The sequence below is a fragment of the Nostoc sp. PCC 7107 genome (assembly GCF_000316625.1).
Classification (GTDB): domain Bacteria; phylum Cyanobacteriota; class Cyanobacteriia; order Cyanobacteriales; family Nostocaceae; genus Nostoc_B.
Genome location: NC_019676.1, coordinates 5,853,277 through 5,874,408 on the forward strand (window position 1 = coordinate 5,853,277; position 21,132 = coordinate 5,874,408).

Genomic DNA, 21,132 nt, shown 5'->3' on the forward strand with positions numbered 1-21,132 from the left:
TATATGCTAACAGCATTAGTAACTGGTGGTGCTGGATTTATCGGTGCCAATTTTATTCTTTTGGCTCGAAAAAATGATTGGTTAAACATAATTAATTTAGACAAACTCACTTATGCCAGCAACTTAGAAAATTTGGCGGAATTAAGAGGCGATCGCAACTATAATTTTGTGCAAGGCGATATTAGTAACATTGAATTAGTTAGTTATTTGTTAAATCAATATAAACCTGATGTAATTATCAACTTCGCGGCTGAAAGTCATGTTGATCGGTCTATATTTAGTCCGCAAGTTTTTATTCAAACCAATGTAGTTGGTACATTTAATTTACTAGAAGCCAGCCGTTTTTACTGGCAAAAACTATCCCCTCAAAAACAGCAAAATTTTAGATTTTTGCATATCTCTACAGATGAAGTATACGGCTCACTTCAAGCTGATGCTGCTGCATTTAAAGAAGATACACCATACACACCTAATAGTCCTTACGCCTCTTCTAAAGCCGCAGCAGATCATTTTGTTCGAGCATACTACCACACATATAAATTACCTACTTTAACTACAAATTGCTCAAATAACTATGGAATGCGTCAGTTCCCAGAAAAACTTATTCCTCTAACTATATTAAATGCTTTAGATGGTAAGTATTTACCTATATATGGTGACGGGCAAAATATACGAGATTGGCTTTATGTTATCGACCATTGTGAAGCGATATATTTAGTTCTCCAACAGGGAAAAATTGGTGAAACTTATAATATTGGCGGAATGAATGAACAAACAAATTTAGCCGTTGTAAACAAAATCTGTGGCATACTAGATGAATTAGTTCCTAAACCAAATTTTTCTTATTCCTCCTTAATTAATTTTGTTCCAGACCGCCCTGGACATGACCGGAGATATGCAATTGATTGTAGTAAAATCAAACATGATTTAGGTTGGCAACCCAAAGAAAATTTTGATAGTGGTTTAAGAAAAACAGTGCAATGGTATCTCGATAATTCAGCTTGGGTAAACCAAGTTAGTACCGGCGCTTACCAAAATTGGTTGAAACAAAACTACGAAAATCGCAAATGAAAGGAATTATCTTAGCGGGTGGCTTTGGTACTCGTCTTTATCCCATAACCAATGTTGTGAGTAAACAACTTATGCCAATTTATGACAAGCCGATGATTTATTATCCCTTGTCTGTATTAATGTTGGCAGGAATCCGCGAAATTTTAATTATTTCTACACCAAATGATTTGCCATTATTGCAGGAACTTTTAAAGGATGGTAGTCAATGGGGTTTGCAGTTTAGTTATATTGAACAGCCTTATCCTGAAGGTTTAGCTCATGCTTTTATTTTAGGCAAAGAATTTATTGCGAATCAGCCAGTTTGTTTAATTTTGGGTGACAATTTATTTTATGGTAACGGTTTAAGAGAAGTATTACTAAGAGCCGCACAACTAAAAAACGGTGGACTTGTTTTTGGCTATCAAGTAAAAGATCCGCGTCCTTATGGCGTGATTGAATTTGATGCGGATGGTTGGGTAACAGGAATAGAAGAAAAACCTGCATTACCTAAATCTAAATATGTAATTCCTGGGATTTATTTTTATGATGCTCAAATTGGAGAAATAGCAGCTAATCTAAAACCTTCGGCGCGGAATGAGCTAGAAATAACTGATGTGAATACGGCTTATTTAAAGCAGGGAAAATTAAGAGTTGAGCTTTTAGGTAGAGGATATGCGTGGTTAGATGCAGGAACGCATGAATCTTTACATCAAGCTGCCAATTTTATTCAAACCTTAGAAGAACGCCAAGGATTAAAAATAGCTTGTATTGAAGAAATTGCCTACAATCAAGGTTATATAGATGTTCCCCAACTCAAAAAATTAATTGAACCAATGGCTAAAAGTAGCTATGGTCAATATTTAATCTCAATTTTAGAAGATGATTATCTCATCGCTAGAAAAAGACCACAATGTTTCATTAATTCTCATTAAAAACTCCGCGTGAACTTAGCGCACCTCTGCATTTAAATTTTACTCAACAGTATTCACCTTCGGCGGTAAAAGATAAATTAAACCCGATATTAAAGTCAACCCAACAGAAACCCAAAAAGCGATTAATGCAGGAGTTTGCCATTCTGTTGATAAAGGTGCAATCAAAAATGCGATCGCCACTATTTGACTTACTGTTTTCAGCTTACCCCAAATATTCGCCCCCGAAATCGTCGCTTGGTTAACTCGCCAACCTGCGATCGCTAATTCTCGCGCTAAAATCAAAAATACTCCCCAAGCTGGAACCTTCCCTAATTCAATCAACACCATCAACGGTGCAAGTACCAAAAACTTATCGACTAAAGGATCTAAAAACTTACCCAAATCACTAATTTGGTTGAGTTTCCGCGCTAAATATCCATCTAACCAGTCAGTTAACGCCGCCACAAGAAAAATTGCCAAACATATCCATCTAGCCTGCTGTGTCGGGTTGTACAAACCATAAAGCAAAAATGGAACACCAAGAAGGCGAGAAAAAGTAATCCAGTTAGGTAAAGTCATAAATGAATTAGCCTTATACAAAGTCGTAAAGAATAAAGGCTGATTAAGCTTAATTTTTTAAATTTTATACCTTAAATAAGCAAACCTTGTAGTTTTAGTCTTAAATTTAAAAGGTACTATGTATTATTTATTTGTTAATATAGCAAATTTATGAATCTTAGCTTGAAATATTTTTTGACAATTGCTGCTATTTTTATTTCGCTAATTGTACCTTTGCCAAACACCATTTTAGAAACATCCAGTACATTAGCGCAGACATCACAAAATCGCAAAGTAGAAGCTAATAAACTTTCCCAAGAAGCTAGTAGACTTTTGCGACAAGGTAAGGCACAAGAAGCATTGAAGTTATTTGACGAGGTTTTAGCTATTCGCCGTGAGATTAAAGATCAGGTGGGTGAGAGTTTTACTTTACTGAGTATTGGTAAAGTTTACAGCAAAATTGGTCAGTACCCCAAAGCTTTAGAAGCTTATCAACAGGCTTTAGTACTTCGTCGACAAATTAAAGCTAAAGCTGGTGAAGTTGATATTCTATATAGAATTGCTGAAATTTATGACAAAATTGGTCAATATCCTCAAGCGCTAGAAACTTATCAGCAAGCTTTAGCAATTGCCCAAGAAGTTGGTAGTAATACTGTAGAAAGTGACACACTTAATGGTATTGGTTCTGCTTACAGAAGCATAGGAGAATATGCTAAAGCATTGGAGTTTCATAACCAAGCTTTAACTATTGCGAGAAAAACCAACGATAAAATTGAGGAAACTGAAAGTCTTAACAAAATCGGGTTAGTTTATAGACATCTTGGCGAATATTCTAAAGCGCTAGAGTTTTATCAGCAGGCTTTAAGTATTGCAAAAAAAATTAGCAATCGTTTCCTAGAAGGGGATACCCTTAACAATATCGGCGTAGTCTACGATTATTTAGGACAGTATTCCCAAGCTTTAAATTTTTATCAGCAAGCTTTAACTATTTTTCAACAAATTCGTTATAGAGATTTAGAAGGCATCACGCTTAACAATATTGGTAGTATATATCAAAGTCTGGGTAAGTATTCTGATGCTTTAGCAGTATATCAACAAGCTCTAAATCTAACCCAAAAATCAGGTTCTCGTGCTAACGAAGCAAGTATTATCAGCAATATTGGTTTGATTTATCGGATTCAAAATGAATATGCCAAAGCTTTAGATTACTATCAGCAAGCTTTAGCAATTCAACAAGAAATCGGTGATAATCCAGGCAAAATTATCACTCTCAGTAACATAGCAGCTTTGTTTGAAAAACAGCAAAAACTAGAGTTAGCTATTACATTTTATAAACAGTCTGTTAATGTTACCGAAGATATTCGTCGTTCTTTACGTGTCTTACCAGGAAAACTCCAAAAATCATATATTGAGAATGTTTCTCGCAAATATCGTCGGTTAGCTGATTTATTGCTGTCTCAAAATCGTCCACTGGAAGCACAACAAGTACTAGATTTATTGAAGTTGCAAGAAGCAGATGAATATCTTAATAAGGTTGGAGAAAATCAAAACCAATCATTTAATCTTGATTTGCTTTCCCAAGAACAAAAAATAGTCTTGCAGTTAGAGACTATGCAAGGAAAAGAGATAGAGTTAGGTAAACAACTGGTAGCTTTAAGAAAAGCTTGTCAATCTCAATGCGCGATCGCCCAACAAAAGCGTATAGTTGAACTTGAGCAATTACAACAGCAATTCCGGCGAGAATTTAATACTTTTATTAATGGTACTGATATTAAATCACTAGTACGTCAATTAAATGAAACGGCAAAAGAACAAAATCTCCGCCTTTCTCATCTAAGCAAATTACGCGCTAATCTGCCAAAAGATGCTGTTTTAATATATCCCTTAGTTTTAGATGACAGACTAGAACTAATATTGGTTTCTCAATATGCTCCACCAGTACGCCGCACTTCAGCAGTCGCAAAACAAGAATTAAATCAAAAAATAGCAGAATTTCGCCAAGATTTAGTTAGATCAACTGGGAATCCCAAAAAAGTAGCAAATCAACTTTATGAATGGCTGATTAAACCTTTAGAATCAGACTTAAATCAAGCCCAAGCAAAAACGATTATTTATGCACCTGATGCACGGTTGCGTTATATCCCTCTGACAGCTTTATATGATGGTAAACAATGGCTGGTACAACGCTTTGCTATTTATAACATTACCGCTGCTAGTCTTGATGATCTCAAAACCAAACGTCAAACAAATTTGCGTACTTTAGCTGGGGCTTTTAGCCAAGGTAGTTACACTTTCCAAGTAGGCGCTCAAACTTTTAGTTTTGATGGGCTTATGTATGCAGGTAAAGAAGTTGATAACATTGCTCAAATTATTCCAAAGACTACTAAACTTATAGATAAAGAATTTTCACCAACGGCTATTATTTCTCAAGTAAATAACCACAATATAGTACATTTGGCTACTCATGCAGCATTTTTAGCGGGTAAACCAGAAGAGTCATTTATTTTGTTTGGTAATGGTGAACGGTTAACTTTACGAGATATAGAAAATTGGAACCTGCCAAATGTAGATTTAATTGTATTAAGTGCTTGTGAAACCGGAGTTGGCAATAAACTTGGTAATGGTGAAGAAGTTTTAGGGTTTGGATATCTAATGCAGTTAGCAGGAGCAAAAACTACTATTGCTTCATTATGGGTTGTAGATGATGGTGGTACTCAAGTTTTAATGACTGAATTTTATGCCGCATTACAAAATCCCAACATCAGTAAATCTGAGGCTATTAGACAAGCACAATTAGCTTTAATTACAGGTAATTTTCAAAGACTACAAAAGGAAAATTTAAGTCTTAACCATCCCTATTATTGGGCATCGTTTATTTTGATTGGTAATGGATTATAGCAGAACTACATTAATCCAGTTAGGTAAAGTCATGATTTGGTTTGAGGAATTATTTATAACTTTAACCAACCAAATAATTGCCCCAATGTCAAATGTAAATCACTGACTAAATCGGGAACTGGCAATGTATCTTCTTCGTTTTCTAAAAATATTAGTTGCTGGTGAGGCGGATAAACTAAAACACAATTTTCCTCTGGATCAATTAACCAACCTAAACTAGTCCCATGATTTAAACAATGTAAAATATTTTTAGTAACTTTAGTAGTACTTTGTTCAGGAGAGAGAATTTCAATTGTCCAATCTGGGCATGTATTAAAAACATTAGCAATATTGCCTTTCTCATCTACAGGAATACGATTCCAAGCAAATACCGCGACATCTGGAACAGTGGAACGTCCACCAAATGTACAGCGTAATTCTGGAAAAGCTAGGGCAGTTTTTTTGGGTTCTGCTACAGAATTAATTGCATTAGGTAATTGCAACTGAAGTCTACTATGTTTACCTTGAGGCATAGGTTTTTGAACTATTTCACCATCGACATATTCACTTGCTGGGTTAGTTTCTGGTAATTGTAAAAATTCCTCTAAAGATATACGGCGAGTTGGTGTTTTAATCATCATATTTACCTGCGCGTATTTTAACTTAAGGTTAACTTAAATCAATTGATTTAGAACTGGAAGATTGTACCTTGTAAAAAGGGCGTGTGTGTCATTTACATGGCATGATCTGTATTTCGATATCATCCAAACAATACTATGACTGACAATATAAATTTTCGCATTGAGCGCGACTCAATGGGCGATCGCCAAATTTCCAGTAATGTTTATTACGGTATTCAAACTTTACGGGCGACGGAAAACTTTCCTATCAGTGGTTTAAAGCCCTTAGCTACTTACGTAGATGCTTGCTTAATCATTAAAAAAGCTACTGCAATTGTTAATGGTGAATTGGACTGCATTTCCCAAGATATTAGTCAAGCAATTGTCCAAGCCACCGATGAAATCCTTGCGGGACAATTACGCGACCAGTTTGTTGTGGATGTCTATCAAGCTGGTGCTGGAACTTCCCACCACATGAATGTTAACGAAGTTTTGGCAAATCGGGCGTTAGAAATTCTCGGTGAGGAAAAAGGTAATTACAAACGAGTTAATCCTAACGATCATGTGAACTACGGACAGTCTACCAATGATGTTATTCCCACAGCGATTCGCATTGGTGGGTTATTAGCATTGACTCATACACTTCACCCAGCTTTAGAAAAAGCGATCGCCGCCTTAGAAAGTAAAGCTGTAGAATTTCAAGATATCGTCAAATCTGGCAGAACTCATCTTCAGGATGCTGTACCTGTGCGTTTAGGCGATACTTTTGCTGCTTGGGCGCAAATCATCACAGACCACCAAAACCGCATCTATACTGCTTCTGGAGATTTGATGGTGCTGGGTTTGGGTGGTAGTGCGTCGGGTACAGGTATGAATACTCATCCTTTATATCGCGCCCGTGTGGTGGAAGTTCTCTCAGAATTACTCAACGTACCTTTAGAACCTGCACCGCACTTAATGGCAGCTATGCAAAGTATGGCACCATTTGTCAGCGTTTCTGGGGCTTTACGCAACTTGGCACAGGATTTAGTCAAAATATCTCATGATTTGCGGTTGATGGACTCAGGGCCGAAAACTGGTTTAAAAGAAATTCAACTCCCACCAGTCCAACCAGGTTCCTCAATTATGCCAGGGAAATATAACCCAGTCATGGCAGAGATGACATCAATGGTGTGTTTTCAGGTGATGGGTTACGATAGTGCGATCGCTCTTGCCGCCCAAGCAGGACAATTAGAATTGAACGTGATGATGCCGTTAATTGCCTATAACCTGATTCACAGTATCGAAATTCTCGGTAATACCATCGCTGTTTTGACAGAACGCTGCATTCAAAATATTACTGCCAACCGCGATCATTGTTTAGCTTATGCGGAAGGCAGTTTAGCCTTAGTCACCGCACTAAACACACACATCGGTTATCTCAATGCTGCGGAAGTCGCCAAAGAATCATTAGCAACTGGTAAATCTTTACGACAGATTGTTTTAGAAAAAGGGTTAATGACGGAAGCCCAATTAGCCGAAGTGTTAAATCTAGAACAGATGAGTAGTATTGTACCCCTCAAGACAGAATCTTAAAATCATCAGAAGCGATCGCACATATTGCAAATATTTATCTCAGCGCGATCGCTTCGTCTAACTTTACGTTTATCAGTAGTTAATTATTCATAAAACTCATTTCCGTATTTTCGTAATCAATAGAAGTGATAAATGCTGAGTTTAAGCTTCCTGTAGAGAAAATTTAATATTATGTAATATGTTATTCAATATTCATACCTATCCCATCCTTAACGCAATTATTTATCTATGCAGACTTACAAACCATCTGTCAGCTTAATCAGGGCTAAGTCTTACGAAAGCGCAGCTTTACGGGAATCCTTAATTACTTTGCTAGAACCCCTTGGCGGAATCACAGCTTTTGTCAAACCAGGACAAAAGGTATTACTCAAGCCAAATCTGCTGACAGGCGCACGTCCTACGAAGGAATGTACTACCCGCGCTGAACTGGTTTACGAAGTTGCCAAAATGGTAATTGAAGCTGATGGTAAACCATTTTTGGGGGATAGTCCGGCTTTTGGGAGTGCAAAAGGAGTCGCCATTGCAAATGGTTATCTACCTTTAATTCAAGAACTCAATCTTCCTATCGTCGAATTTCATGGTCAACGTTACCAAACAGTCAGCGAAAATTTCAATCATTTGCTGTTGTGTAAAGAAGCGATGGAAGCTGATGTCATTATTAATTTGCCCAAAGCCAAATCACATCTGCAATTGACTTTAACAATGGGTGTGAAAAATTTGTTTGGTTGCGTTCCCGGTAAAATGAAAGCTTGGTGGCACATGGAAGCGGGGAAAGATGCTAACCGTTTTGGTGAGATGTTAGTAGAAACGGCGAAGACGATCAACCCAGATTTAACAATTTTAGATGGGATTATTGGTCATGAAGGCAATGGCCCTAGTGGTGGAGAACCTCGGAATTTAGGAATTTTAGCCGCAGCATCAGATGTATTTGCTTTAGATAGGGCTATCGTAGAAATTCTCAATGTTTCGCCCCTGCAAGTTCCGACTGTTGCAGCTTCTCAACGGTTAGGGGTTTGTCCTGAACTAGATGAAATTGAGTTTCCGCTGTTACATCCTGATTTATTACAAATTTCAGATTGGCGCTTACCAGATAAATTAATGCCAATTGATTTTGCTATGCCCCGCGTGATCAAGTCTACCTTTAAACACCTTTACATTCGATTTATCAAGGAACCGATGAATACATATAGCAGAGGTTAGTTTAAATGGGCAATTTTAGATAATCAGTAAGTGCAAAGTCAGCTACAGCAAAGGCAAAATTCGCAGAGTAATCTTTAATTACCCTCCGATTGCTTAACCAGACAACCGCCATCATCTAGTGGCGGTTTTTTATGTAATTAATTTGTCATCAAACTTTGATTTAGTTAATAGTCATAAATCAGAAATATTCGGCGATCGCCTGTTCTAATTCTCCAGGTATTCTTACTCTACCTATATATAGATTGACAAACCAAATGTAATGTTACATAACACTAGTATGGTGAGTTAAAAAATATTTTTTTCGTGTTATCACTGAATCACAAATGTTCAACTCAGTAGATATATGTATGTTGATTCAGCGTGTATTTTTGTGTTCTGATTTACTAATGATTAGTAAATTTTAATGTGTTCCTGGGCAAGCTGAGTCAAAGAATAAAAAATAGATACCTATTCAGTAATATTTCGGTAGATATTGCTTGGGAATAAAATAATTCTAATCTGTGGAATCAGCCTGTATAAAGCATTTTCAGATGTTATAATGCAAAGGATTGCTCAGATGTGAGTTAATAATTTATATATGTACAACAGAGAAAATGTATTTTTTGATGCAATTTATTAAACTATGCTTAACCAAAAGATGGCAAATTATAGCCAGAGACTGTAACATATTATTCACTTAAGATAATTCCGAAATGTTTGTCTGGAACTTTGTATCAATCTTATCGGAGATAAAATTATTGTTATGACACCTGCCAAATGGGTTCACTTTTTTGACTGCTACACAGTAGTAAGCAAAAAATCGCTAAAATGGCATCAATAATCTCTCCGAGAGATAAAACTTATCAAGTGAGTTGAAGAATTTCAAATTTGTATGAATTCAAATAGTCAGTCTGCTAACCCTACCGCTACATATTCCCATCGTTTGGCAGACCTTGTGGGAACCGCGATCGCTCTGTTAACTTTAACGCTACCTCTATTTGTCATCGCCCATTATTCATCTAATGATGTACCCAATAATCAGCAACCCCTGACATATCAACTGCACAAAGCCTCAGAGTAAACTGCACTTACTTTAGTTAATCAGCCTTAAAAAAAGCGCTGCTGGTATTTCAAGCGGTGCTTTTTTTATCATCATTATCTGCGATCGCAATAATTCTTTGCTGCACAACTGTCCATTCTCAAATCAGCTTGTCTATAATTTCGCTTCAATTCCAGGCTTATGAACCAGCATTAAAAACTTGTTCTGCGGTCAAATTTAACTCAGGGAAAGTAGGAGAGATGACTTTATCGCTACCCCGAAACAGACTGACTTGATATTCCCCATCAATTAGTTGATAGATTGAGACAGTAGCTTGTTTGGGATTCCCGATAAATTTCCGAGCGCCCAAAGCAGCATAGTCAATTATCCAATATTCAGGAATACCCATCGCTTCATAATCTGCCAGTTTGAGATAGTAATCATCGCGCCAGTTAGTGCTAACAACCTCAATCACTAAAGGAATTGACGTACCTCTAGTCACAGTAGAGGATTTTTCCCAAAGCGGTTCATTCACTAAAGCGGTGTCATTGAGGATTAATACATCTGGGAAATAACCTGATTCTCTTTCTGGGGGTCTTACTATTGCTTGATTTGAGATAAAGTAGGGTAGATTTAATCGTCTAAACTCTAAAGTTAATTCAGCAGCCGAAAATCCTTTTATCCTTTCATGTTTACCTGTAGGCTGTGCCATTTCAACAATTTCCCCATTGTGGAGTTCGTAGCGTACCCCAGAGTTTTCAGGATACCAAGCGATAAATTCGTCCCAGGTAACTATTTTTTGTAAAGCTTGGGTCATAACAATTGATTACTATGGTTGCTTTGATTCTAGAACAGGGCAGAGTGTAAGGGTGTAAGGGTTTTTCATTCCTACACCCTTCTCTAAAACCTGAATTTTTCGTCTCAGTGCGTAAGTCCTAAAGTGCTATCCATGATATGGAGCCTACTCAACATCACTTCAGGACTTTGCCATATTTTGATTACAAAGCAATTTCAGCTTGCATCACAGTTGAGTCACTTGTAGGTTGAAGATGAAAGCCGAGTTTTTGACAAACTCGTTGCATCCCGTGATTATCACTCAGGATATTGGCTGTAACTCGGCCGATATTTTCTTGACGACCAACTTGTAGTAACCGCCTGACTAATTCTGTGCCTAAACCCTGACACTGATAGCGATCGCTCACAATCATAGCGAATTCCGCTGCATCCGTACCGTGTAGTTTGCTTAATCGCCCAACTGCCAAAATCTGCCTTGTTTTTGTTTCTGCGTCTTGGTGTTCTGCTACCAGCGCCATTTCGCGGTCATAATCAATAAAGCAAATGCGTGTGAGTCGTTCGTGAGTAATGCGCTGACTCAGCTTAATCAAGTGGAAGTAACGAAAATAAACGCTTTCTTCTGATAGTGTCTGGTGAAACTGTACCATTAATGGTTCATCTTCTGGGCGAATGGGACGGATGGTAACTGACATACCCTTTTTCATCGCCCACTCGCTGATGTATTGGGTGGGATAAGGCCGAATCGCTAATTTGGGTAATTGTTCTGCTTGAATATCTGGTGGGTGTAGAACAATGCGTCCATCCAAAGCAATCAATCCTCCAGAATTTAAGCCAGTCGGGGGAATCGCTAACAATGGGTTAATGTCAATTTCTTTAATCCAAGGTTGTTCTACTACCAACTGACTAAATCTCACCATTAATTGCTCTAAGGCTGCCATATCGACACTTTCTCGTCCTCGTACACCTTTGAGGGCTTTGTAAATTTTGGTGTGTTCCATCATCCGCCGCGCCAAAGTTGTGTTGAGGGGAGGTAAGGCGATCGCCCGATCTTGAAATACTTCTACTAGTTGTCCCCCTGTACCAAACAACAGCACTGGCCCGAATTGGGGATCGAGACTACTGCCAATAATCAGTTCGTAGCCGTCGGTTTTCACCATTGGCTGTACTGTTACGCCGAGGAAGAGTGCTGTTAGCGATAGCGGGGCGTTCAGCCCTTGCTGTACACTGAGCGCAGCCGAAGTGTGAGTGCTGAGTGCTGAGTTTTCCGTTTTGAGTGCTGAGTAGTGAGGGTCTTTGGCTATTTTTTCTTCAATTGAGGATTTGATTGTGCGATAGGCTTGTCTGACTGCTTCAGCATCTCGCAGATTTAACTGCACACCGCCGACATCGGTTTTATGGGTAATTACATGAGAATATAGTTTGACAACTACAGGATAGCCAATACTCTCAGCACATTTAACAGCCTCATCCTCACTCTTAGCTACACAAGTTTCTACAACCGGGATGCCGTAAGCCGCTAATATTTGCTTCGATTCAAATTCTGTGAGAATTGTTCGCCCATCTTGACGAGCAGCAGAGATAATATTTTTAACTAAGTTGCGCTCGGGTAAACCTGAGTTGGGATCAACCGCTGATAAAATAGGGGTTTCGTAGATACCGCGTAGGTTGTAGCTAGATTGCCACATATAACTAAATACCCGCGTCGCCGTATCTGGATAGCGATAAGTAGGGATAGATTGACGATTGAGAATCGTTTCACCTGCGGTAACTTCTGCGCCTCCCATCCAACTAGCAAGAATCGGTTTACCGGGGATTTGGGCGTAGGGTTTTAATTGTTCTGCTGTTTGGGTGGGGTCTGTCATAGCTTGGGGTGTGAGAATGACCAACAAGCCATCACTATTAGGATCGTTCGCGGCAATTTCTAAAGCTTGGGTATAACGTTGGGGATCAGCATCTCCCAAAATATCAATTGGGTTGTTGTGACTCCAGTGAGTGGGGAGTATTTTGTTAAAAGATGCGATCGCCTCCGGGGAAATTGCTGTTAGTTCACCGCCCGCTTCAATCAAAGCATCCGTAGCCAAGACTCCCGGCCCGCCTGCGTTGGTTAAAATTGTCAAGCGCGGCCCTTTGGGACGCGGCTGTTTTGCTAATACCTCCGCCACATCGAATAAATCAGAAATACTATTCACCCGCAGCACCCCACAGCGCCGGAAAGCTGCATCTAACACCGCATCACTCCCCGCCAACGCGCCTGTATGGGAAGCTGCGGCTTTGGCGGCTGCTTCTGTACGCCCCGCTTTAATTACAATAATCGGTTTGGTGAGTGCCACCTCGCGCGCGGCGGAGATGAAAGACCGAGCATCACCAATGGATTCCATGTAAATCACAATACTTTTGGTGTGGGGGTCATCACCGAGATAGTAAATCAAGTCACCCCAGCCCACATCCAACATCGAACCGATGGAAACAAAGGCACTAAAACCGACGTTTTCCTGAAAACTCCAATCCAGAATCGCCGTACACAACGCCCCACTTTGACTAATAAAGCCGACATTGCCGGGACGCGCCATTGCACTGGCGAAGGTTGCATTTAAACCACTCAGGGGACTCATTACACCCAAGCAGTTAGGGCCAATGATGCGAATATTACCGCGACGGGCTTGTGCCAGAATTTCTTGTTCTAAGGCGATTCCCTCTGCACCAGCTTCTTTAAAACCAGCCGAAATGACGATCGCACTTTTCACCCCTGCATCCACACATTCAGCAATAATCCTTGGAACGGTGGGTGCTGGTGTGGCAATTATAGCCAAATCAATGGCTTCTGGTATGTCGGCGATTTTGGGATAGGCTTTAATACCCAAAACACTGTGGCGCTTGGGGTTGACAGGAAACACAGTTCCGCCAAAGGGATTAGTAATTAAGTTCCACAACAAAGTGCGTCCCACGCTACCAGGTGTTTCACTAGCACCAATTACCGCTACAGTTTTTGGTGCAAAGATCGCATCAAGAGGATTAAGCCTCTCTGCCTGCAAGATATCAAAGGCGCGATCGCTTGTGGGCTTGAGAGATTTTTGCATCAATCCTCCTTAAGTAATAGTGCTGAGTGCTGAGTTGAAAGTGCTGAGTAAAAAATTGATTAAACTTTTGTCATCAGTCTATGCTTGAGTTCAGCAGAGGTTTGATTTCATCCAGAAATTTTTAAACTTGTCTAAAATTTGCATAATTTTTCCCAAGGCGATCGCTTTACCGGTTTCGGTGATTTCTGAGATGCGATCGCCAAATTCAAAGTTAACTCCGGGTACTGTCACCCACAAAGCAGGCGGACAGTGGCCGTAGAGTGTTTGGGTTAAAGCTAAAAGTGATTGGGGATCGGCTGTATGCCCGGCGATCGCATTTTCAATGGAGGGTGAAAGCGATCGCACCCGAACATCAAAAAATTCTGAAGGTATATAAGCATCAACAAAAATTGCCAACTCTGCATTTGCTAAAGCATCAGCTAATTCGGGTGTGAGTTGGTGGACTGCTAAGGATTTCACCGCCGATAAATGCCAAGAGGCAATTTCATCAGCTATTCTTTGACCAATGCCATCATCACTACGCAAGTCATTACCGTAACCAATCACCATGACAGTTGCATTCATGTTTTTTGCTTGCTTCAATGCACTAAAAATTATACCAATTTGAAAAAAGAATGCGACAAATGGTAAAAATAGACAGAAGTAGCATTCAGGGTATGTGATGGTAGGGGTAACACAAATCGAGATAGAAGAAAGTGTCGAGGAACTAGAGAAGTTGCTCAAACATCAAAAACAGTCTCGGAGCAAAGAACGTATACAAGCCCTATATCTGATTAAAGGGCAAGAAATGAGTGTAAGTGAGATTGCTAAAATCTTGGGAAAACATCGAGCTACAGTACATCGATGGTTGGCAGATTATCGAGAAGGAGGAATTGAGGCGGTTGTTGAATTTGGAACGAGTTCAGGTCGAAAAAGAGCAATACCAGATTGGGCTGTATCGAGTTTGAAAAAACAACTCGAACAACCAGAAGGTGGGTTTCAACGGTACACACAAATACAACATTGGTTAGAAAAAACCTTGGGTGTGCAAGCTGAGTACGCAACTGTACATCATCTGGCACGTTACAGGCTCAAAGCCAAGCTGAAAGTCCCACGTCCGCGTAACCGAAAACAGGACGAAGAAAAACTAGAGTCTTTTAAAAAAAACTCGGTGATGACTTGCAATTAATTGCTCAATACAGTGCCATTATCTTGCCTCAGTACGAAAATATTCGTTATTTTGTACAAGATGAGAGTCGATTTGGACTCAAAACCATTGAAGGACGTAAAATTACTCTTCCCGGAGTTAAGCCTATTGGTGATTGGCAGTGGCAATTTAAAGCGTTCTGGCTATATGGAGCAGTTGAACCACTTACTGGGGAAAGTTTATTTTGGCAGTTTTCTCATGTTGATACCGAATGCTACCAACAATTTTTGAACGAGTTCGCTGCCTGTTATCCCAAATCACTTAACATTCTCCAAGTTGATAACGGCTTATTTCATCAAGCTAAACGTTTACAAATTCCAGAGAATATTGTTCTTTTGTTCCAGCCTGCTCATTCTCCTGAACTCAATCCCATAGAGCGCGTTTGGGAATATCTCAAGCAAGACTTGAAATGGGAGCTATTTGATAACAGGCGAGCATCTGCAAACCAAGGTTGCTCAACTCCTAGCTCTCCTCACTCCTCAAATTGCTGCTTCTTTGACTGGTTATGACTTCATCCTCAATGCCTTATCTGTCGCAAACATTTTTTGAATTGGTATTAGTTTTAAATCTGCAAATTTAAAATGTAATTAGTATTGGTGGTCTATTTTTGAACCTATAAAAAGAATTTGAGGAACTTGTGAGGAATGAGAAAATTCTTGTAAATTACTATTACTATATTTTGATAAATTGATGCAATTTCTCTTGTAATTTTGTGCATCAGCAGTTTTATGATGAATTTGAAACAAAAATATTTGAGGCTGTTTTATGTCGGAAATAAATTATCAACAGCCGATTAATCCGGTGGCTACTCTTTTAGAAAAATATGCTGAGGGAGAACGGGATTTTAGTAAAGCCGAACTCGGTGATGCTGACTTGGCAGGGGTTAACCTTAAAGGTTCAGACCTGAGTTATGCTGACTTAAACAGTGCGAATCTTGCCAATGCTAATCTCCGGGGAACTGACCTCAGCTTTTGTGACCTTTCCCAAGCTAATTTGAGAAATGCAGATTTGCGGGGAGCATTATTGATGTCAGCTGACCTCCGCCAAGCTAATCTTCAAGGCGCAAAACTAGAAAAAGCAGACTGCGATCGCACCACTCATTTTCCCCCAGATTTTGATTTAGTTCAGGCGGGAGTACAAATCAAATCAGAAACCTAAAACTTGAATTTCATTGAGTTGATGAATCACCACATCCGCACCTTGGACATGATCTGATTTGCCAATCCAGGTTATCCCAATACAGCCTGCGGCTTTGGCGTTCCGTGCCATTTGCATATCACCAACCGCATCACCTACCATCAGTGCGGCGCTGGGTTCTACTCCCAAAACTTGGCAAGCTTGCAAAAACAAAGCTGGATCTGGTTTGCTGGGGCCATCATCTACGCCAATTTCTGCTTGGATATAATCATTTAGCTTATATCGGGCGACAAAAGCTTTGACCTCTGCTGTTGTGGCTGCTGATATCATGCCGAGTTTGATTCCAGCGGCGGAGAGAGACTGTAATAACTCTAAACTTCCGGGAAAAAGAGGTGCGGGAGATTTTTCGAGATATTTTTCGGCTTCATTTAAACTTTGACGGGCGATTCTCAGAGATTCAAACCATCCTCTACCAGTTTCAGCAATATACGCCGCTGTGGCAATTTCGGTTTCTCGTCGACTGGCGACTGTCAATAAACCCGCCGGATCGATGGAATTGCCGTTGATGCCAAAGGCCATTAATAATGGTTCACCAATTCCGGGAATTTGGGCATCAATAATTCGTGATGCTTTTTGTCCGAGCGATCGCAAATATGCTTCTGAGTTTTCTAAAGTACCATTTTTGTCAAAAAAAATTGCCTGAATATTGGCAAAAGTAATATTTTTACATTGAATAGTCACCAAAATCTTTCACCCCACTAAAAAACTCACAATTAGTAATGAGCCATAAAAAAAGAGGGTTAACCCCTCTTTTTCTAGGCTTTAATGCAATTATCTACTGATGTTATTCTTCAATAGCTACTGGAATTTCTTCTTCAATAGCCGCTGGAATTTCTTCTTCAACAACCGCTGGAATTTCTTCTTCAATAGATGCTGTAATTTCTTCTTCAGTTTCGGTAGCTGGTGGGATATCTTCTTCAGCTATAACCTCTTCAGCAGCAGGCGATACGGTGATACCTTGTTGTTTTGCCAAGAGTTGCTCCCGATACTTGGCTGCCATTTCTTCGGCCTTATCATAAACCAAATCACGGTTTTTAATCATATCACCGGGTTCAGGTTCTAACTGTTTGGTAGACAAGGAAATCCGGCCTCTTTCTGCATCCAAATCAATGATCATGACTTTCACTTCATCATTGACATTGAATACGCTATGAGGTGTATCGATGTGTTCGTGAGAAATTTCTGAAATGTGCAACAAGCCGCTGACACCGCCAATATCAATGAAAGCACCGTAAGGTTTGATGCCTCGAACTGTACCAATTACAACCTCGCCAACTTCCAGGCGGTTCATCTTACGCTCAACCAGCGCTCGACGATGAGATAGAACTAGACGGTTACGTTCTTCGTCTACTTCCAAGAACTTCAAGGGTAGTTCTTCACCCACTAATTCTTCTTTAGGTTTGCGGGTGCTAATGTGAGAACCTGGGATAAACCCACGCAATCCTTCAATTCGTACCAAAGCACCACCACGATTTGTCGCAAATACGCCGGAACGCACAGTTGCATCTTCTGCTTGCAACTGACGTACACGCTCCCACGCACGCATATATTCAATTCGACGAATCGAAAGGGTCAACTGACCATCTTCGTTCTCATCGGTAAGAATAAAAAATTCTCGTGTTTCGTTAGACTGTAAAACTTCTTCCGGGCTGTCTACCCGGTTGATAGACATTTCTTGTATAGGTATGTATGCTGCTGTTTTAGCACCGATGTCAATCAGAGCGCCGCGCGGCTCTATACTGAAAACCGTTCCTGGTACAATATCTCCAGGGCTAAAGTGATAGTCGTATTTGTCAAGTAGAGCAGCGAAATCTTCGTGAGTAAATCCAATTTCTGTAGCGGTTATGTTCTGATTGACCATGCTGATTTGTTCCTGGTTCTAGTCTCCGTAAATTTTTGTGACATAATCGTAATGCCTGTGTAAGTCACTGAAAACCAGCGTAAACTTACACTCCTTGTTAATCCTAGCGTAGAAAGCTAGTGTTAACACATATTAACTTCCAGATAGAAGATTATATCACATAAAAAATTGTCTCTTGCAATCTGTCAAATGGTAGAAGGCAATTTATACATATATAAATAAGTAAAATATCCGCTGTTATCTGGTGATAACAGCGGATATTTTGCAAAGCTGAGGAATAGTAATCTACTACTCGTCTTTTTTCTCAATGCGGGGAGGTTCGCGGAAGGCGATCGCAAAAAAGAGAACGCCTATGCACAAAGTAAAAATTAAAATGTATGCAACGCTTTCCATATTAAAAGCTCCTGCTTATCCAGCCAGTAAAAAATGAAACATAAAGAGTGAAGCCATGAATTTTATACTTCAGACTTCACCCTTCATACTTGTTTTAGAGGGCTTCCTTCCGGCGGGTTGATTTATCACCCACTTTTTGGAATAGACCCCATTCGACTTGCTCTTCTAGATCGGCTTCAACACCAGCAAATACGTCTCGGTAGATTGTCCGAGCGCCATGCCAGAGGTGTCCAAAGAAGAACAATAAAGCAAATACCGCGTGTCCAAAGGTAAACCAACCTCTAGGACTGGTACGGAATACACCGTCAGAGTTCAAGGTTTCCCGGTCAAATTCAAAGATTTCACCACCTTGAGCTTTACGGGCATACTTCTTCACATCAGCAGCATCTGTGAATTTCTTACCATTTAGGTCGCCACCGTAGAAGCTAACAGTGACACCAGTTTGTTCAAAGCTGTATTTAGATTCTGCCCGACGGAAAGGAATGTCAGCGCGAACAACGCCATCGCTGTCGGTCAAAATTACGGGGAAGGTTTCAAAGAAGTTAGGTAGACGACGTACAGTCAATTCTCTACCTTCAGCATCTGTGAAGACGGCGTGACCTTGCCAAGACTGAGCAATACCATCACCCTTAACCATAGGCCCTGTACGGAACAGACCACCTTTGGCTGGGCTATTACCTACGTAATCGTAGAATGCCAGCTTTTCCGGAATTTGTGACCAAGCTTCAGTCAAGCTTGCACCGTTAGCAACACTAGATTGAACTCGACGGTCAATTTCTTGACGGAAGTAGCCTTGATCCCATTGGTAACGGGTAGGGCCAAACAGTTCAATTGGAGTTGTAGCGCTACCGTACCACATAGTGCCGGCAACGACGAAAGCTGCAAAGAATACCGCAGCAATACTGCTGGAAAGTACGGTTTCAATGTTACCCATCCGTAGGGCTTTGTATAACCTTTCGGGGGGTCTAACTGTGAGGTGGAATAAACCAGCAATAATGCCAACAACACCAGCGGCTATGTGGTGAGCCACAACACCACCGGGGTTATAAGGGTTAAAACCATTTGGCCCCCATTCTGGTGCTACCGCTTGCACGCTTCCGGTAACTCCGTAAGCATCAGAAATCCACATCCCCGGGCCGTAAAGTCCGGTGAGGTGGAATGCACCAAAACCAAAGCAGAGTAAACCAGATAAGAACAGGTGAATCCCGAACATTTTAGGCAAGTCTAGGGCTGGTTCGCCAGTACGAGGATCTCTAAAGAGTTCCAAATCCCAGTAAACCCAGTGCCAAACTGCGGCTAGGAATAATAAACCAGAAAGTACGATGTGAGCAGCAGCTACACCTTCAAACGACCAGAAACCAGGGTCACTCGCAGGGCCACCTGTGACGCTCCAGCCACCCCAAGATTGGGTAACACCTAGACGTGCCATGAAGGGCAGCACGAACATCCCTTGTCGCCACATGGGGTTAAGAACTGGATCACTGGGGTCGTAAACAGCTAATTCATACAACGCCATTGAACCAGCCCAGCCTGCCACCAGGGCTGTGTGCATCAAGTGTACAGAAATCAGCCGCCCTGGATCGTTCAGAACAACTGTATGTACTCGGTACCAAGGTAGTCCCATCGACTACGCTCCTCCTCGAAGAGTTATGTTTACAAAGCAATTTTTTTACTGAACTTCTTTGATAGGCGGAGACCGCTGCTCAAAGAAATCTCTGAGTTTTTTTATTGCCAGGGTTCTGAGTTTAACCACGGCTCAGTCTGGATAATTTCCGACTGTGTGGCTTATTTGGCAAAACTTTAGACGCTGTGGTAGCTGTACCTTGTGGGGTAGCGATCGCTTTTTCCACCCAGCCTTATTCTGTTGAAGAACTCGGCAAATACCTTGCGAGTATTTGGGTAATAGAGCAAGCCACCTTTGTGGCAGCTGCCTTTTGGTCGTCTACGCAATTGCCATACAAAAATGAGAATGTTTTAAAAAGTGTAACTATTGATGGAACTGTTTGCAAGCGTGTAAATAGATGCGTTCAATATCCCATCTGTGTTATTTTCTCACAAATCTCCGTCACAATTTCATTTACGTATTTTCTGGGAATGAGAAGAAGAAAGGGTGCAGGGGTATGATGTATGAGCGTAGGAGTGCCACATCGCGTTACTTAATAAATTAAATATCCTCACCCACACCCAATTTATACAGGCAATTTTTGTACGTAATTCCTGACTCAGCTAAATTACTGTGTCACCAAGTGAATGTTTTGTAGATGACATCTAGCTTCCGCCGTATTCAACCGTTCAATTACCTGTTCGGAACTCATGAGACGTTTTAGGACTACTTGACCAATTGTTTGGCTGGCAATTTCTAATGTTGCGGGTTTAACTTCTATTGTTAAAACAGCTTCTTCTGTACGATAAAGCCAGAGCAATTCATTGTTTTCTACTATACAAATATTCATCCGCTGGATATCTGGTTGTCGTCGCCATGCAGTGATTTGCCACAATCCATCAGATGACCATACTCTACCTATATTCCATCCTTCAGAAAGAAAAAAATATTTCATGGTTTGATCTCGCTATTTTGACTATAAATTGTGATATCTACACCCACGAAATTGACTCAGTAGATGTTGTAAATACAGCAGTTTTGCCAATCAAGATGTGATGGCAATATTCCTGATAATTTTTTTTAATACATACTCTCATTAGTTAAGAGGCTAACTTGAAACGTTAAAAATGAGAGCTAATTGAGCAGCTTAACAAATTTTATTTGCAAAAATCTTATTAATTTAAGACAATTTTACTTGGTTTTTAAACTTC

20 protein-coding genes are annotated in these 21,132 nt (G+C 40.3%); 10 read left to right on the plus strand and 10 right to left on the minus strand.

What is annotated here, in order from left to right:
* Positions 1-3: 3 nt before the first annotated feature.
* Complete coding sequence (rfbB, locus tag NOS7107_RS24930; RefSeq protein ID WP_015115715.1) at positions 4-1,071, plus strand: dTDP-glucose 4,6-dehydratase; 1,068 nt, start codon at positions 4-6, stop codon at positions 1,069-1,071.
* Positions 1,068-1,982 (plus strand): glucose-1-phosphate thymidylyltransferase RfbA, encoded by a 915-nt coding sequence (rfbA, locus tag NOS7107_RS24935; RefSeq protein ID WP_015115716.1) that lies wholly within the window; start codon positions 1,068-1,070, stop codon positions 1,980-1,982. The genes rfbB and rfbA overlap by 4 nt, the downstream gene beginning before the upstream one ends.
* A gap of 39 nt (positions 1,983-2,021) precedes the next feature.
* Here rfbA and pgsA read toward each other — a convergent pair whose 3' ends face one another.
* Positions 2,022-2,540, minus strand: a complete 519-nt coding sequence (gene pgsA / locus NOS7107_RS24940; protein WP_015115717.1) for a CDP-diacylglycerol--glycerol-3-phosphate 3-phosphatidyltransferase — start codon at positions 2,538-2,540, stop codon at positions 2,022-2,024.
* A 174-nt stretch (positions 2,541-2,714) separates the two neighbouring features.
* Here pgsA and NOS7107_RS24945 point away from each other — a divergent pair, with 174 nt between their 5' ends.
* Positions 2,715-5,417 (plus strand): tetratricopeptide repeat protein, encoded by a 2,703-nt coding sequence (locus NOS7107_RS24945; protein ID WP_044501132.1) that lies wholly within the window; start codon positions 2,715-2,717, stop codon positions 5,415-5,417.
* Positions 5,418-5,470: 53 nt separating this feature from the next.
* Here the strand turns inward: NOS7107_RS24945 and NOS7107_RS24950 are convergent, their stop codons facing one another.
* Complete coding sequence (locus tag NOS7107_RS24950) at positions 5,471-6,034, minus strand: Uma2 family endonuclease (protein WP_044500328.1); 564 nt, start codon at positions 6,032-6,034, stop codon at positions 5,471-5,473.
* A gap of 138 nt (positions 6,035-6,172) precedes the next feature.
* On the opposite strand from NOS7107_RS24950, the gene NOS7107_RS24955 reads away from it, so the two are divergent.
* The 3 genes from NOS7107_RS24955 (at position 6,173) to NOS7107_RS24965 (ending at position 9,851) form a co-directional block, all read left to right on the plus strand.
* Positions 6,173-7,591 carry an aspartate ammonia-lyase gene (locus NOS7107_RS24955; protein WP_015115720.1) on the plus strand — a complete coding sequence of 473 codons (1,419 nt, stop codon included), beginning with the start codon at positions 6,173-6,175 and terminating at the stop codon, positions 7,589-7,591.
* Between the two features lie 228 nt (positions 7,592-7,819).
* Entirely contained in the window at positions 7,820-8,791 is a 972-nt protein-coding gene (locus tag NOS7107_RS24960) for a DUF362 domain-containing protein (protein WP_015115721.1), read from the plus strand.
* Positions 8,792-9,662: 871 nt separating this feature from the next.
* On the plus strand, positions 9,663-9,851 hold the full coding sequence (locus tag NOS7107_RS24965) for a hypothetical protein (RefSeq protein ID WP_015115722.1): 189 nt from the start codon (positions 9,663-9,665) through the stop codon (positions 9,849-9,851).
* A 157-nt stretch (positions 9,852-10,008) separates the two neighbouring features.
* Here the strand turns inward: NOS7107_RS24965 and NOS7107_RS24970 are convergent, their stop codons facing one another.
* The 3 genes from NOS7107_RS24970 to NOS7107_RS24980 all read right to left on the minus strand — a co-directional run bounded on the left by NOS7107_RS24970 (position 10,009) and on the right by NOS7107_RS24980 (position 14,245).
* Positions 10,009-10,626 carry a Uma2 family endonuclease gene (locus NOS7107_RS24970; protein ID WP_015115723.1) on the minus strand — a complete coding sequence of 206 codons (618 nt, stop codon included), beginning with the start codon at positions 10,624-10,626 and terminating at the stop codon, positions 10,009-10,011.
* A 181-nt stretch (positions 10,627-10,807) separates the two neighbouring features.
* A complete protein-coding gene (locus tag NOS7107_RS24975) occupies positions 10,808-13,681 on the minus strand; it encodes a bifunctional acetate--CoA ligase family protein/GNAT family N-acetyltransferase (RefSeq protein WP_015115724.1) in 2,874 nt (957 codons plus the stop codon).
* Positions 13,682-13,771: 90 nt separating this feature from the next.
* Entirely contained in the window at positions 13,772-14,245 is a 474-nt protein-coding gene (locus NOS7107_RS24980; protein WP_015115725.1) for a hydrogenase maturation protease, read from the minus strand.
* A gap of 97 nt (positions 14,246-14,342) precedes the next feature.
* Here NOS7107_RS24980 and NOS7107_RS24985 point away from each other — a divergent pair, with 97 nt between their 5' ends.
* The 3 genes from NOS7107_RS24985 (at position 14,343) to NOS7107_RS24995 (ending at position 16,025) form a co-directional block, all read left to right on the plus strand.
* On the plus strand, positions 14,343-14,849 hold the full coding sequence (locus tag NOS7107_RS24985; protein WP_044499669.1) for a helix-turn-helix domain-containing protein: 507 nt from the start codon (positions 14,343-14,345) through the stop codon (positions 14,847-14,849).
* Positions 14,840-15,376 (plus strand): IS630 family transposase, encoded by a 537-nt coding sequence (locus NOS7107_RS24990; protein WP_083889664.1) that lies wholly within the window; start codon positions 14,840-14,842, stop codon positions 15,374-15,376. The genes NOS7107_RS24985 and NOS7107_RS24990 overlap by 10 nt, the downstream gene beginning before the upstream one ends.
* 256 nt (positions 15,377-15,632) lie before the next feature.
* Positions 15,633-16,025: a pentapeptide repeat-containing protein gene (locus NOS7107_RS24995; protein ID WP_015115726.1), complete on the plus strand. Its 393-nt coding sequence runs from the start codon at positions 15,633-15,635 to the stop codon at positions 16,023-16,025.
* Here the strand turns inward: NOS7107_RS24995 and NOS7107_RS25000 are convergent.
* The 4 genes from NOS7107_RS25000 to psbB form a co-directional block, all read right to left on the minus strand.
* Positions 16,014-16,748, minus strand: coding sequence for an HAD family hydrolase (locus NOS7107_RS25000; RefSeq protein WP_044500330.1), 735 nt, complete (start codon positions 16,746-16,748; stop codon positions 16,014-16,016). The genes NOS7107_RS24995 and NOS7107_RS25000 overlap by 12 nt on opposite strands.
* Positions 16,749-16,848: 100 nt before the next feature.
* Positions 16,849-17,925 carry a 30S ribosomal protein S1 gene (locus NOS7107_RS25005; RefSeq protein ID WP_015115728.1) on the minus strand — a complete coding sequence of 359 codons (1,077 nt, stop codon included), beginning with the start codon at positions 17,923-17,925 and terminating at the stop codon, positions 16,849-16,851.
* 288 nt (positions 17,926-18,213) lie between these two features.
* Positions 18,214-18,318, minus strand: a complete 105-nt coding sequence (locus NOS7107_RS28190; RefSeq protein ID WP_015115729.1) for a photosystem II reaction center protein T — start codon at positions 18,316-18,318, stop codon at positions 18,214-18,216.
* 94 nt (positions 18,319-18,412) lie between these two features.
* Positions 18,413-19,942 (minus strand): photosystem II chlorophyll-binding protein CP47, encoded by a 1,530-nt coding sequence (gene psbB, locus NOS7107_RS25010; protein ID WP_015115730.1) that lies wholly within the window; start codon positions 19,940-19,942, stop codon positions 18,413-18,415.
* A 185-nt stretch (positions 19,943-20,127) separates the two neighbouring features.
* Between psbB and NOS7107_RS25015 the strand changes: the two genes are divergently transcribed.
* Complete coding sequence (locus NOS7107_RS25015) at positions 20,128-20,442, plus strand: hypothetical protein (RefSeq protein ID WP_044500333.1); 315 nt, start codon at positions 20,128-20,130, stop codon at positions 20,440-20,442.
* Positions 20,443-20,549: 107 nt separating this feature from the next.
* Here the strand turns inward: NOS7107_RS25015 and NOS7107_RS25020 are convergent, their stop codons facing one another.
* On the minus strand, positions 20,550-20,876 hold the full coding sequence (locus tag NOS7107_RS25020; protein ID WP_015115731.1) for a hypothetical protein: 327 nt from the start codon (positions 20,874-20,876) through the stop codon (positions 20,550-20,552).
* Positions 20,877-21,132 lie beyond the last annotated feature (256 nt).

Bases quoted from the DNA above. Each gene is read 5' to 3' on its own strand.
- rfbB (WP_015115715.1), top strand. From the start codon at position 4: ATGCTAACAGCATTAGTAACTGGTGGTGCTGGATTTATCGGTGCCAAT.
- rfbA (WP_015115716.1), top strand. From the start codon at position 1,068: ATGAAAGGAATTATCTTAGCGGGTGGCTTTGGTACTCGTCTTTATCCC.
- pgsA (WP_015115717.1), bottom strand. From the start codon at position 2,540: ATGACTTTACCTAACTGGATTACTTTTTCTCGCCTTCTTGGTGTTCCA.
- NOS7107_RS24950 (WP_044500328.1), bottom strand. From the start codon at position 6,034: ATGATTAAAACACCAACTCGCCGTATATCTTTAGAGGAATTTTTACAA.
- NOS7107_RS24955 (WP_015115720.1), top strand. From the start codon at position 6,173: ATGACTGACAATATAAATTTTCGCATTGAGCGCGACTCAATGGGCGAT.
- NOS7107_RS24960 (WP_015115721.1), top strand. From the start codon at position 7,820: ATGCAGACTTACAAACCATCTGTCAGCTTAATCAGGGCTAAGTCTTAC.
- NOS7107_RS24965 (WP_015115722.1), top strand. From the start codon at position 9,663: ATGAATTCAAATAGTCAGTCTGCTAACCCTACCGCTACATATTCCCAT.
- NOS7107_RS24970 (WP_015115723.1), bottom strand. From the start codon at position 10,626: ATGACCCAAGCTTTACAAAAAATAGTTACCTGGGACGAATTTATCGCT.
- NOS7107_RS24975 (WP_015115724.1), bottom strand. From the start codon at position 13,681: ATGCAAAAATCTCTCAAGCCCACAAGCGATCGCGCCTTTGATATCTTG.
- NOS7107_RS24980 (WP_015115725.1), bottom strand. From the start codon at position 14,245: ATGAATGCAACTGTCATGGTGATTGGTTACGGTAATGACTTGCGTAGT.
- NOS7107_RS24985 (WP_044499669.1), top strand. From the start codon at position 14,343: ATGGTAGGGGTAACACAAATCGAGATAGAAGAAAGTGTCGAGGAACTA.
- NOS7107_RS24995 (WP_015115726.1), top strand. From the start codon at position 15,633: ATGTCGGAAATAAATTATCAACAGCCGATTAATCCGGTGGCTACTCTT.
- NOS7107_RS25005 (WP_015115728.1), bottom strand. From the start codon at position 17,925: ATGGTCAATCAGAACATAACCGCTACAGAAATTGGATTTACTCACGAA.
- NOS7107_RS28190 (WP_015115729.1), bottom strand. From the start codon at position 18,318: ATGGAAAGCGTTGCATACATTTTAATTTTTACTTTGTGCATAGGCGTT.
- psbB (WP_015115730.1), bottom strand. From the start codon at position 19,942: ATGGGACTACCTTGGTACCGAGTACATACAGTTGTTCTGAACGATCCA.
- NOS7107_RS25020 (WP_015115731.1), bottom strand. From the start codon at position 20,876: ATGAAATATTTTTTTCTTTCTGAAGGATGGAATATAGGTAGAGTATGG.